Source organism: Kitasatospora sp. NPDC032150, assembly GCF_055579945.1.
Genome location: NZ_JBVIMH010000068.1, coordinates 1 through 12,127 on the forward strand (window position 1 = coordinate 1; position 12,127 = coordinate 12,127).

At 72.0% G+C, this 12,127-nt stretch carries 9 protein-coding genes and 1 pseudogene; 7 read left to right on the top strand and 3 right to left on the bottom strand.

The window, feature by feature from the left end:
- A pseudogene (locus ACZ5ON_RS35100) lies at positions 1 to 103 on the top strand (dolichol-phosphate mannosyltransferase); the annotation flags it as partial.
- A 110-nt stretch (positions 104 to 213) separates the two neighbouring features.
- On the opposite strand, the gene ACZ5ON_RS35105 reads toward ACZ5ON_RS35100, so the two are convergent.
- Entirely contained in the window at positions 214 to 2,673 is a 2,460-nt protein-coding gene (locus ACZ5ON_RS35105; protein ID WP_465601427.1) for a D-alanyl-D-alanine carboxypeptidase family protein, read from the bottom strand.
- Between the two features lie 324 nt (positions 2,674 to 2,997).
- On the opposite strand from ACZ5ON_RS35105, the gene ACZ5ON_RS35110 reads away from it, so the two are divergent.
- From ACZ5ON_RS35110 to ACZ5ON_RS35120, 3 genes are all read left to right on the top strand, one after another.
- On the top strand, positions 2,998 to 3,732 hold the full coding sequence (locus ACZ5ON_RS35110) for a GOLPH3/VPS74 family protein (protein WP_465601430.1): 735 nt from the start codon (positions 2,998 to 3,000) through the stop codon (positions 3,730 to 3,732).
- 500 nt (positions 3,733 to 4,232) lie between these two features.
- Complete coding sequence (locus ACZ5ON_RS35115) at positions 4,233 to 5,090, top strand: helix-turn-helix domain-containing protein (protein ID WP_465601433.1); 858 nt, start codon at positions 4,233 to 4,235, stop codon at positions 5,088 to 5,090.
- Positions 5,087 to 5,296: a DUF397 domain-containing protein gene (locus ACZ5ON_RS35120; protein ID WP_465601436.1), complete on the top strand. Its 210-nt coding sequence runs from the start codon at positions 5,087 to 5,089 to the stop codon at positions 5,294 to 5,296. The genes ACZ5ON_RS35115 and ACZ5ON_RS35120 overlap by 4 nt, the downstream gene beginning before the upstream one ends.
- 68 nt (positions 5,297 to 5,364) lie before the next feature.
- Here the strand turns inward: ACZ5ON_RS35120 and ACZ5ON_RS35125 are convergent, their stop codons facing one another.
- Positions 5,365 to 6,486: an ADP-ribosylglycohydrolase family protein gene (locus ACZ5ON_RS35125; protein ID WP_465601438.1), complete on the bottom strand. Its 1,122-nt coding sequence runs from the start codon at positions 6,484 to 6,486 to the stop codon at positions 5,365 to 5,367.
- A 264-nt stretch (positions 6,487 to 6,750) separates the two neighbouring features.
- Here ACZ5ON_RS35125 and ACZ5ON_RS35130 point away from each other — a divergent pair, with 264 nt between their 5' ends.
- Positions 6,751 to 7,293: a SigE family RNA polymerase sigma factor gene (locus tag ACZ5ON_RS35130; protein ID WP_465601440.1), complete on the top strand. Its 543-nt coding sequence runs from the start codon at positions 6,751 to 6,753 to the stop codon at positions 7,291 to 7,293.
- Entirely contained in the window at positions 7,286 to 7,975 is a 690-nt protein-coding gene (locus ACZ5ON_RS35135; protein ID WP_465601443.1) for a L,D-transpeptidase, read from the top strand. Before ACZ5ON_RS35130 ends, ACZ5ON_RS35135 begins: the two co-directional genes overlap by 8 nt.
- 51 nt (positions 7,976 to 8,026) lie before the next feature.
- Here ACZ5ON_RS35135 and ACZ5ON_RS35140 read toward each other — a convergent pair whose 3' ends face one another.
- Positions 8,027 to 10,609: a bifunctional FO biosynthesis protein CofGH gene (locus ACZ5ON_RS35140; RefSeq protein WP_465601446.1), complete on the bottom strand. Its 2,583-nt coding sequence runs from the start codon at positions 10,607 to 10,609 to the stop codon at positions 8,027 to 8,029.
- Positions 10,610 to 10,758: 149 nt separating this feature from the next.
- Between ACZ5ON_RS35140 and ACZ5ON_RS35145 the strand changes: the two genes are divergently transcribed.
- On the top strand, positions 10,759 to 11,997 hold the full coding sequence (locus ACZ5ON_RS35145; RefSeq protein ID WP_465601448.1) for a LolA family protein: 1,239 nt from the start codon (positions 10,759 to 10,761) through the stop codon (positions 11,995 to 11,997).
- Positions 11,998 to 12,127: the final 130 nt, after the last annotated feature.

Below are 12,127 nucleotides of genomic sequence, written 5' to 3' on the forward strand. Positions count from 1 at the left end.
CGCCTCCAAGATGAGCCGCAACATCGTCGTCGAGGCCCTGCTGCGGGTCACCGCCTGGGGCGTCGAGACCCGCCTCCAGCAGCTCACCGGGAAGAGGAAGTAACCCTCGACACCGTCCCGTTCGGGTGAATCGGACTCAACAACGAGGCCTGGAACACGACGTGGGGGGCAGGCGCCGGGCGCCTGCCCCCCACGTGTCGGTCCGGCCGCCGGTCAGAGCAGACGCAGCAGGCGCGACGTGATCGACGGCGGGTTGAGGTCGGACTGCAGGGTCACCGGGACCTGGACCCTGCCGTCACCCTCGCCGGCCGAGATGGTGCCGACCTCGGTTCCGGCCTTGACGGTGTGGCCGATCTTGGCCTGGTCCAGGGTGAGTTTGGTGGTGACACCGGACCAGCCGGCCACCGTGAGGTCCTTGGAGGCCGCGACCGGGACCTTGCCGCCGAGACCGTCGTCCACGTAGCCGACCACGTCGCCCTGCTTGACGAGGGTCTGGCCGGTGAGGCCGTTCTGCGCGGCGGTGATGATCTTCTGACTGACCGTCTGGGCGGCCCTCAAGACGTCGTCGGTGGCCGTCACCGGCTGGTTGAGCGTGACACCGATGATCATCCGCCTGGTGCCGTCGATCTCCTTGACGGCCGCCCACATCAGGCAGGACTTGGCCGCGCTGCTGGAGCCGGTCTTGGTGCCGATGACACCGTTCTTGGCGGAGAGAAGGTAGTTGGTGTTGTAGATCCGCTGGTTGTTGATGACGGTGTCCGGGGTGCTGACGACCCGCTGGAAGACCTCGTTCTGCATGACCTGCTCGGCCAGCTTCAGCTGGTCCTTGGCGGTGCTCTTGGTGTCGTTGTTGTAGCCGGCCGGGTCCGCGTAGACGGTGTTGGTCATGCCGAGCTTGGCAGCCTGGTCGTTCATCTTCTTGACGAACGCCTCCTCGCTGCCGGCGTCCCAACGGGCCAGCAGGCGGGCCACGTTGTTCGCCGACGGCAGCATCAGCATCTCCAGTGCCTCGTACTGGGTCAGCTTCTCCCCCTCGGTCAGGATGACCCGGGACTGGTCGGCGTCACTGGACTCCGAGGCGGCCTGCTTGTCCACGGTGAGCGTGGGGCCCATCTCACCCGTCTTGAGCGGGTGGTCACGCAGGATGATGTACGCGTTCATCACCTTGGTGACACTGGCGATCGGCTGCGGGGTCTCGTCGCCCACGCTGCCGAGGCTGCCCACGCCGACCACCTCGGCGGTGGCCTGGCCCTTGTTCGGCCACGGGATGTCGAGCTTGTCGCCGTTGAAGGTGAACGAGTCGGCGAGCGACAGCTTCGCCTTCGGGTCCGGCAGCGGACGGAGCAGCTGGCCGACCGCGAGCACGCCGAACACCACGGCCAGGAAGACCGTCCAGATGGTGGTCCGCTTCATCGCCCGCTGGAACGGCGTGACCGGACGGCGGCTGAGCGCGGCCAGCACCTCCATCGCCTCGGAGGTGTTCTCCGGACCGGGCAGCGGCGGCGGGGTCGGCAGCGGCGGGGGAGCCGGCACCGGAGCGGGGTCGGGCACCGGCAGCGGCTTGGGCGCCGGGGTGGGAATCGGCACCGGACGGGGGGCCGGGGTCGGCCTGGGCTCCGGCTCCGGTTCCGGCTCGGGGGTGGGCTCGGGCTCGGGGCGGGGGGCCGGCTCGGGCGGGGGCTCGGGGACCGTCCCGGCGGACGGCTTGGCGGACGGCCGGCCGGTGGGCTTGGTGGGCTCGGCCGGCTTCCCGCGCCCGGCGGACTCCAGGCCGGTGCTCTTCGCCTCGCCGGAGTCCTTGGCGCCCTTCGTGTCCTCGGCGTCCTCGGTGTTCCCCGCGTCCTTCGGCTTCTCCGGGGACGTCGTCGAACTCGGCGACGCCTTGGCGCCCTTGGCGTCCTTGACGTCCTTGGCGTTCGGGAGCCGGAGCGCCCTGGTGCGACTGTCCACCGGCAGGCTGTCCCGCACACCAAGACGCGAAGCCGCTCCGGCGGCCTCGGCGGCCTCGGCGGCCTTGGCGGCAGACGCGTCGGCACCGTCGTTCGAACCGGCGCCCTTCGTGGCCGAGGGCTTGGTCCCGGCGGCGCCGTCCTCGCTCTTCGCGGACGCCTCGGCGGACTTCGCGGCCTTCGACAGGTTCTCCCGGAAGTCGTCCGGGAGCCGGAGTGCCCTGGTGCGACTGTCCGCCGGCAGGCGGAGCATGGTGGTCTTGTTGTCCACATTGCGGACGCTCAGCTGAACCGTGGCACCGCCCCGGACGGTCTCGGCCCGGGCCTCCGCACCGGCGTCGGCGGACTCGGCGGACTCGGCGGACTCGGCGGACTCGGCGGACTCGGCGTCAGCCTGCTTGTCGGCCGCCGCAGCAGCCTTCCCGCCGACCTCGGCACGCTCCCCGGTCTTCGTCTCAGCCTCGGTCTTCGCCTCGGTCTTCACCTCAGCCTTGGCCGCGGCCTTGCCCTCGGTCCCGGACTTCGCCTCAGCCTCGGCCGCGGACTTCACCTCGGCCTTCTCCCCGGCCGCAGGCTCCGCCTCGGCCCCGGACCCGGCGTCCTTGCCCGCACTCCCCGGCTCAGCGGCGGCGTCGGCCTTGGCGCCGGTCCGCTCGGCCGACCGCTCGGGCGCGGTCGCCTCCGCTTCCCCGTCGCCGTGCACCTTGTCGGGGAACTCGCCCACGTAACCCATCCTCCTCGTCCGCCCGGCCGCCGCCGCCCGAGCCCGTGCCGGCCCGTCGGCGGGCCGACCTGATTTGGAACGGCTTTTCGCCGTGCCTCTGTAGCTGTACAGTCTCCGCCACTGGTGGCCGCTTTGGCCGCCGCACCCCGCCCGACCGGCCGTTATTCTCCCCGCCGGGCCCTGCAGCGACCAGTCCGAGTGTCAGACGCGGGGCCCGTGGTGGCCGGTTCCCGCCTGCGCACCCAAGGTCACGATTCGGAGGCGTACTCGACAAGCCACTGTGAGAGGCGTCACTCTGTCATTCATCCACGCGGGGAGGCTTGGATGGGCAAGAGCCGCAGAACAGTTCCCGAGGAACTCTTGCTGCTCGCACTGGACCCGAACACGGGTACCACGGCGCAGCCGCAGACCCTCGACCTCGGACTCGCCGGGGCACAGCTCGTCGAGCTGTCCCTGGCCGGAAGGATAGTCCCGGACGGGGACCGGATCGCCGTGGTGCTGCCACGACCGACCGGCGACCCGACTCTGGACCACGCTCTGGAACTGCTGCGCCGCCGCGGCAGTCCGGTGCGGGCCGCGCACTGGATAGGCGGGCCCCGGCTGGGGCTCCGTCAGACGTACCTGGCGCACCTGGAGCGGTGCGGCATGGTGACGGCGGTGTCCGGCCAGGTGTGCGGTGTGTTGCCGACGACGCGCTACCAGGCGTCGGACGACTGTACGAACGCCGCCATCAAGCAACGTCTGGACACCGCCATCCGGACCGGCGTGCCGCCGGACCCCAGGACGGCCGCGCTGGCCGCGCTGGCGCACGCCGTGGGTCTGGGGAAGCACCTCTACCCGGGAAACGAGGGAAGGTCCTCCAGGTCACGCCTGCGCGACCTGATCCGGTACGACCCGCTCGGCGGGATGGTCGCGCACGCCGTGATGGACGTGCAGAACGGCCTGCCCGCCCCGGCGAAGGGCGGCGCCGCGAACGGACGGACGCAGGCCCCCGGACGGCAGACGGTGGCGCGACCCGCGGCCGACGGTCGTAGCGTCGCGGCGCGGGTGGGCGCGTGATGAACGGCACGCGCCGATAAGCAGGATGAGCAACGCAGGCGAGGGGCGGTCCGCCCGGCAGTGGAGTGCCGGGTGGGCCGCCCCTCGCCCTTCGCCTTTCTCCGTTTCGCCGGGCGGCGGCCGCCGCCGCTCCGCTCTCCTTGCCAGCCAACGGGCGGGGGTGCCCGTCCCCCAGCCTTCAGCCGGGAGGTGCCCCAGGCCGGAGGCTGGGGGGCGAGGGGGCCGGCGCTGCCGCATTTCCGGCACTGTGGCGTGGTCGCGGCACTGCGGCACTTCCGGCGGCCGATCCGCCTTTACCGGTTCGGCGTTCCGGGCGCAAGGGGGACGATCCTGAATGAGCGCTTTTCCGATGATCTGTTCTATTGCACTCAGGTGAATCCCCGGCGCCGACCTGAGCCGAGATGACATGCTGCTCCAAGTCAGGGGGGTTGGTACCAATTTCCACAGTGTTCCGCGGTGCGCCGTACCCGGGCGCGCCAGAGGTACAGCCGGAGGTCGATGTGTCCGCCAACGTCAATCCCACGGTCCGGCGACGACGGCTCGGCGCAGAACTCCGCCGCCTGCGTGAGCTCAAGGGCATGACGGCCGAGGAGGTGGCCGGCCGGCTGATGGTCTCCCAGTCGAAGATCAGCCGACTGGAGAACGGCCGGCGCAGCATCAGCATGCGCGACGTGCGCGACCTCTGCGACGTCTACGGGGTGACCGACGAGCGGGTACGCGCCGGGCTGATGGAGATGGCGCGGGAGTCCCGGCAGCGCGGCTGGTGGCACGAGTTCGGCGACATCCCGTACAGCGTGTACATCGGTCTGGAGGCCGAGGCCTCCTCGATCCGGGCGTACGAGTCCTCCTTCGTGCCCGGTCTGCTGCAGACCAGCGAGTACGCCGAGGCGGTCGTCGCCGGCACCCAGCCCGACACCGACGCCACCGCCGTCCGACGCCGGGTGGAGGTCCGGCTCAAGCGGCAGAACCGGATATACGGCGAGAACCAGCTCGGCAGTCTCTGGGTGGTGATCGACGAGGCGGTGCTCTGCCGGGAGGTCGGCAGCCGCGAGGTGATGGCGGACCAGCTCTTCCAGCTGCTCCTGCTGAGCGAGCGGCCGAACATCAACCTGCAGGTGATTTCGTTCGAGCACGGCGCCCATCCCGGCATGACCGGGACATTCTCCCTGATGGAGTTTCCGGAGTCAGCCGATTCCACCGTCGTCTACTTCGAAGGAGTGACGAGTGATCTCTACCTGGAGAAGGACGCGGATGTACGTCGCTATACCAATCTCTACGACCACCTGCGGGCAGCAGCGCTCGGCGTTGCGGACAGCCGGTCTCTGATACAGAACTATGCGGAGAGGTTCAAGAGATGACCACCAAGACCACGGGCAGCCTCACCTGGCGCAAGAGCAGCTACAGCGGCGGTAACGGTGCCTGCATCGAGATCGCCGTGCCGTCCGGCGCGACGGTCGCCGTTCGCGACTCGAAGGACCCGCAGGGTCCGCAGCTGCACTTCTCCAGGGCCGCCTGGGCCGCCTTCGCCTCCGCTGCGGGCGACGGCGTGTTCGGTGAGGCCTGAGCAGTCCGCTGGTCTTCGAGTGCCCGCCGCGCCCGTTCGCGGCGGGCACTCGCGCGTGTCGGCCAGGGTCAGTCGGCCGGGTAGCGCCCGGCCCACACCGCCCGTTCGGCAGGCGGGAGTTCGGGGCCGTGCAGCTCGGGGCCGTGCAGCAGTTCCAGGACGAAGTCGTCGGCCAGTTCCAGGATCGTCCCCCGGCCCTCCAGCTCGGCCAGCAGCCCGGGCGGCAGGGCGCTCTCCCCGTGCAGGACGCCGAGAAGGTTGCCGCAGATCGCCCCGGTGGAGTCGCTGTCGCCGGAGTGGTTCACCGCCAACAGCAGCCCGGACCGCAGGTCGTGCGCCACCAGCGCGCAGTACAGCCCGATCGCCAGGGCCTCCTCGGCCACCCAGCCCTCGCCCAGCGACTCCACCCGCTCCGCGGAGGGCTCCCCGGCGCGTACCGCGTCCAGTGCGCCGCGCAGGGCGGCGGTGGTCTCCTCGTGCGCCGGGCGCTCGGAGAGCAGGGCCAGCGCCAGGTGCACGCCCTCCTCCAGGGTGCCGCCCCGGACCATGGTGTGGACGATCACCGCGAACGCCCCGGCGGAGAGGTAGCCGGTGGGATGGCCATGGGTCAGCACCGAGCACTCCACGGCCAGCTGGAAGACCAGCTGCGGCTCCCAGGCCACCAGCAGGCCGAACGGCGCGGCGCGCATCACCGTTCCGCAGCCCTTGGAGTGCGGATTGCGCGGCGCTTCCAGGGTGCCGGGGCGCGCCGCGTCAGGTCCGGTCAGGCCGCTCAGGCAGGCCGTGCCCGGGGCACGCTCGGCGTACAGCCACTCCTGCCGGCCGAGCCAGCCGAGCCCGGGCTCGCGCTCGTCCGGGCCCCAGGCGCTCTGGGTGGCGGCCCAGCGGAGGTAGGCGCGGTGCACGTCGGTGGGCGGATGCCAGGCACCGCCGTCCCGGCGGACGTGCGCCCGGATCAGACCGTCCAGGGTGAAGAGCACCATCTGGGTGTCGTCGGTGACCGTCCCGCGCCGCCCGTACGCGGGCACGTACCCGGTCACGCCCTGCGGACCGTGGGCGGCCCGGATCCCCTCCAGCGACTCGAACTCGATCCCCGCGCCGAGCGCGTCACCGATCGCCCCGCCGAGCAGGCAGCCCCGTACCCGGCTGCGGAAGTCCTGTTGCTGCGCGCGTGACCACAGTGGCAACACGGTCGGGCACCTTTCGTCGGTCGTCCGGGCCTCGGGCCACACGGAAACGGGGCGCGGAAAGGCGGAGCACCCTCCCCCAGGGCGGCCTCAAGCGCCCCGCACTGTAGCCGAATACCTTGACCACTCGACCCACCATGTCGAACATCCACCCGATCCGACCGGTTGCTCCGCTTTCCGGGAACTCATGTGCAACCCGATCCGCCGGACGTGCGTATGCAGGGAGGATGCGCCCGCATCCGATCGAGACAACGGAGCAGCGGCAGGATGACCGACGAGGAGTACAGCGCGTTCTACCTGTCCTCGTTCTCCCTTCTGGTACGGCAGGTCTACGCCATGACGGGGGACTTCAACGAGGCGCAGGACGCGGTCCAGGAGGCCTTCGTCCGGGGCTGGGGGCAGCGCAGGCGGCTGTCGGCCGAGGAGAGCTCGCCCGAGGCGTGGATCCGCACCGTCGCCTGGCGGCTGGCCGTCAGCCGCTGGCGCCGGGCGCTGCGCGGGCGGGTGCTGGAGCGCCGGCAGTTCACACCGGAGCAGTCGGTGGACGGGCCCGGGCCCGAGCACACCGCGTTGGTCGCGGCGCTGCGCAAGCTCCCGGCCGCACAGCGGCAGGCCATCGTGCTGTTCCACCTGTGCGACCTGAGCATCAACCAGGTCGCGGCCGAGACGGGTGCAGCGGTCGGCACGGTCAAGGCCCGGCTGTCCCGTGGCCGGGCCGCACTGGCGAAGTACCTCGCCGACGCCCCGGACGCGCTGGCCGGTTCCCCTGTCGAGCGCTCCAACCGCGAAAGGATGCGCAGCTGTGCCTGACCTGGACGACACCGCGCGCGGGGACAGGCTCTCCGTCGCACTGCACGGGCTGGCGAGCGACACCCCGGCGGCCCTGCCGCTGCCGTACCGAACGGTCCGTGACCGGGGCCTGCGACGGCGCAGGCGGCGGCGTGGGATCGCGGCGGCCGTGGGCACGGTCTGTGCTGTCGCGCTGCTGGGCGGCGGCGGCCTGCTGCTCCAGGGGCGGCACGGCGCCGCCCCCGTGGTGGCACCGGCCGCTCCCCGGCCGGGGAGCCCGTCACCGGCTCCGAAGAGCACCCCGACGACCTCCACCGCACGACCACCGATCCGGGTCGACCTCACGCGGCACCTGGTGATCGTGAATGCCGAGGGCACCACCAGGGAGCTGCCTGCCACCACCGGGGCTCCCGCACACCCCACGAAGACCGGCTGGATGACGGTGGCCGGGAAACCCGGGACCACGACCCTCGTCAACGGCGGAAGCTCGACGGAGGGGCCGTACCGCGTGTCGATGGACTGGTGCGTACAGCTGGCCGCCGCGAACGGCTACCCGACGTACGTCTGCGCCATGCCCTTTCTCACGGGCACCGTGTTCGGGCACGAGAACGTCACCCACGAGAACATCGGTCTGAGCACCGAGGACGCGCGCTGGTTCTTCGAGCACGTCTCGGTCGGTGACCGGGTCGAGGTGTCCGGCTGACGTTCGCCGGGGCGTGAGGTCCGCACGTGGTGTCCGCACGCCCCGGTTCCGCTACTCCAGGACCGGGAGCAGCTTCGGCAGGTGCCCGTCCGAGGCCAGCGCGGCGGCCCGGCGTTCGGCCGGCACCTCGCCGTAGGTGGTGGTGCGCTGGCGGGCGGCGCGCCCGGCGGCCTCGGCGATGGCCTCCAGGTCGCGGACGGACTTGTAACTGCCGTACGCCGAGCCGGCCATCCGGGAGATGGTCTCCTCCATCAGCGTGCCGCCCAGATCGTTGGCCCCCGAGCGGAGCATCTCGGCGGCCCCCTCCGCTCCCAGCTTCACCCAGCTGGTCTGGATGTTGGGGATGTGCGGGTGCAGCAGCAGCCGGGCCATCGCGGTGACCGCCCGGTTGTCCCGCATGGTCGGGCCGGGCCGGGCGATGCCGGCCAGGTAGACCGGCGCGTTGGTGTGGATGAACGGCAGGGTGACGAACTCCGTGAAGCCGCCGGTCCGTTGCTGGATGGAGGCGAGCAGCCGCAGGTGGCCCAGCCAGTGCCTGGGGGTGTCCACGTGCCCGTACATCATGGTGGAGGACGATCGGATGCCCGACTCGTGTGCGGTGCTGACGACTTCCACCCAGGTGGCGGCCGGCAGCTTGCCCTTGGTGAGGACCCAGCGGACCTCGTCGTCGAGGATCTCGGCGGCCGTGCCGGGGATGGTGTCGAGTCCGGCCTCCTTGGCCTGCTGGAGCCAGTCGCGGATCGACAGCCCGGTCCTGCTGGCCCCGTTGACGACCTCCATCGGGGAGAAGGCGTGCACGTGGATGCCCGGTACCCGCTCCTTCACCGCCCGGGCGATGTCGAAGTACGCGGTGCCCGGCAGGTCGGGGTGGATGCCGCCCTGCATGCAGACCTCGGTCGCGCCGACCTCCCACGCCTGGGCGGCCCGCTCGGCGACCTGCTCCAGCGAGAGGGTGTAGGCGTCGGCGTCGGTGCGGCGCTGCGCGAAGGCGCAGAAGCGGCAGCCGGTGTAGCAGACGTTGGTGAAGTTGATGTTCCGGGTGACGCAGTAGGTGACGTCCTCGCCCACCACCGAGCGGCGCAGGTCGTCGGCGACCCGGCAGAGCGCGTCGAGGGCGGGTCCTTCGGCGTGGAAGAGCGCCAGCGCCTGCTCGTCGGTGAGCCGGGTCGGGTCGTCGGCGGCGACGGCCAGTGCCGTGCGCACGTCACCGTCCAGCCGCTCCACGGGAGTGGCCGCGACCTGTTCGCGCAGGGCCTGCCAGTCGCCGTACACGTCCTCGAAGTCCGCCCGGCGGTCACCGGTGCGGCCCTCGGTGTCGATGGTGCGGTGCAGGTCGGTGCGGCCGGACGGGGCGGGCAGGTCCTCGGGCTCCTGCCAGGGCAGGCCGGCCGGCATGACGTCAGGGCGGGCCAGGCCGGTGGCCGGGTCGGCGAGCGCGGTGACGTGCGGCAGGATGCGCGGGTCCAGCCAGGGTTCGCCGTGCAGCACGTACTCGGGGTGGACGGCGAGCCGTTCTCGCAGCTGGAAGCCCTGCGCCTCGGTGCGGCGGGCGAGTTCCTCGATCTGCGGCCACGGGCGCTCGGGGTTGACGTGGTCCGGCGTCAGCGGCGAGACGCCGCCCCAGTCGTCGATGCCCGCACCGATGATCAGCTCGTACTCGCTGTCCAAGAGGTTCGGCGGCGCCTGGACCCGGGCCGAGGGGCCGAGCACCAGCCGGGTGACGGCGATGACCGCGGCCAGCTCCTCCAGCTCGGCGTCGGGCATCGAACGCATCGCGGTGTCCGGCTTGGCCCGGAAGTTCTGGATGATCACTTCCTGGATGCCGTGGTACTGCCGGGCGACCCGGCGGATCGCGAACAGCGCGTCCGCCCGCTCCTCGTGGGTCTCGCCGATGCCGATCAGCAGGCCGGTGGTGAACGGGACGGAGCTGCGCCCGGCGTCCTCCAGGACCCTCAGCCGGACGGCCGGCTCCTTGTCCGGCGAACCGTGGTGCGGGCCGCCGGGCTCCGACCAGAGCCGGGTGGCGGTGGTCTCCAACATCATGCCCATCGACGCTGCGACCGGCTTGAGCCGTTGGAACTCGGTCCAGCCGACCACCCCGGGGTTGAGGTGCGGCAGCAGGCCTGTCTCCTCCAGCACCCTGATCGACATCGCCCGCAGGTACGCCTGGGTGTCGTCGTAGCCGTGTGCGTCCAGCCACTCGCGGGCCTCGGGCCAGCGGTCCTCGGGCCGGTCGCCGAGCGTGAACAGGGCCTCCTTGCAGCCCAGCGCCGCACCCTTGCGGGCGATGTCCAGCACCTCGTCCGGCGACAGGTACATCCCCTGGCCGGCCCTGCGCAGCTTGCCGGGGACGGTGACGAAGGTGCAGTAGTGGCACCGGTCCCGGCAGAGTCGGGTGAGCGGGATGAAGACGCTCTTGGAGTAGGTGATGATCCCCGGCCGGCCCGCCTCGGCCAGGCCTGCGTCCCGGATCCGGGCCGCGACGGCGCACAGCTCGCGCAGATCCTCACCGCGTGCCTGCAGCAGCACCGCCGCTTCGGCGACGTCCAGGGCGACGCCGTCCCGGGCCCGGCGCAGTGCGCGCCGCATCGAGGTGACGGTCGGTGGGGTGTGCGGGGCATCGGTTGCAGCCATGCAGCGAAGATACCCAGCTTTCCTCCGTTCGGCGGACCTGACCCTGATAAGGACTCAGGGTTGCTTGCGCCGTCGGATGTACGGCGATCTGGCCCTGCAGGGCGATGCCCCGGCCCCTTCCAGCGGTCTCTAATGGAGTGGCAGGACCGTTGAGTGCTACCGAGAGGTTGGACATGGTGGAGCAGGACTTCGCGCACCGGTCGCGTCGCCGGGCCGCGGTGCGCGCGCTGGTACCGGTCGGGGTGATAGCCGCGGCAGCGTCCGGGATCGGGCTGGTGCCCGCACTGGCGAGCGACTCCGGGCCGCACCTGCCGTCCCTGACGGCTGAGCAGCTGGTGGCGAAGGCGATCGGGTCGGACGTCCAGTCGCTGTCCGGCACCGTGAAGGTGTCGGCCGACCTGGGCGTGCCCACCCAGCTGCTGGGTGCGGCCGGCGGGGCCGTGGGCGGCGGGCACGGCGGCCGGGCCGGCGCGGACCCGACGGCCAAGCTGACCGAGCTGCTCGGCGGCGAGCACACCCTGCAGGTCGCGGTGGACGGCCCGGACCACCAGCGGGTCGGCCTGATCGAGGACCTCGCGGGCTACGAGCTGGTGCGCAACGGCGACCAGGTCTGGGCCTGGGACAGCAGCAGCAACCAGGCGCTGCACCTGACCGCTCCGAAGGACGCCGGCCGGTCCGGCGGGCACGGGCACGGCGAGGCCGGCAAGGCCCCGCTCACCGGCGCGCCGACCACCCCGCAGGAGGCCGCGAAGCTGTTCCTCGGCCAGAGCGCCGCGACCACCTCGGTCACGGTGGACGGCACGGCGACGGTGGCCGGCCAGAAGGCGTACGAGCTGAGCGTGAAGCCCAAGCAGTCCGGCTCCACCATCGGTGAGGTGCGGATCGCGGTGGACGCCGACAACGGCGTGCCGCTCGCGGTGGTGGTGCGGGCGGCCGACGGCGGCAAGGTGCTGGACGTCCACTTCAGCTCGGTTTCCTTCGCCAAGCCGGCTGCCGGGACCTTCGACTTCAAGGCCCCCAAGGGCGCGAAGGTGACGGAGCGTCCGGCCGGTGCGGACGGGCAGCACAAGCAGCCCGAGGCCGGCGCCCCGTCCGGGCAGAACGACGTCAGGACGATCGGCGAGGGCTGGACGACGGTGCTCAGCGCCAAGCTGCCCGGTGCCCCGGCACCGAAGCCCGACAGCACCTCCGGCGCGGACCACCGCAAGCACGGCCGCTCCTCGCTCCCGCAGGACCCGGCGGCCCTCGCCAAGTCCCTCGGCAAGAAGGTCGACGGCGGCTCGCTGATCAGCACCAAGGTGCTGAACGTGCTGATCACCGATGACGGCCGGGTCCTGGCCGGCGCCGTGACCCTGCCGGTGCTGCAGAACGCCGCCGGGGTGAAGTAGTGACGACTGCTCCCGACACGGAGCAGGTACGGGGTCGGGGGGGGGGGGGGGGGGGGGGGGGGGGGGGGGGGGGGGGGGGGGGGGGGGGGGGGGGGGGGGGGGGGGGGGGGGGGGGGGGGGGGGGGGGGGG

What these genes read in the sequence shown, in the direction of transcription:
- ACZ5ON_RS35140 (WP_465601446.1), bottom strand. Translation starts at nt 10,609, where the DNA reads ATGGCTGCAACCGATGCCCCGCACACCCCACCGACCGTCACCTCGATG.
- ACZ5ON_RS35130 (WP_465601440.1), top strand. Translation starts at nt 6,751, where the DNA reads ATGACCGACGAGGAGTACAGCGCGTTCTACCTGTCCTCGTTCTCCCTT.
- ACZ5ON_RS35120 (WP_465601436.1), top strand. Translation starts at nt 5,087, where the DNA reads ATGACCACCAAGACCACGGGCAGCCTCACCTGGCGCAAGAGCAGCTAC.
- ACZ5ON_RS35110 (WP_465601430.1), top strand. Translation starts at nt 2,998, where the DNA reads ATGGGCAAGAGCCGCAGAACAGTTCCCGAGGAACTCTTGCTGCTCGCA.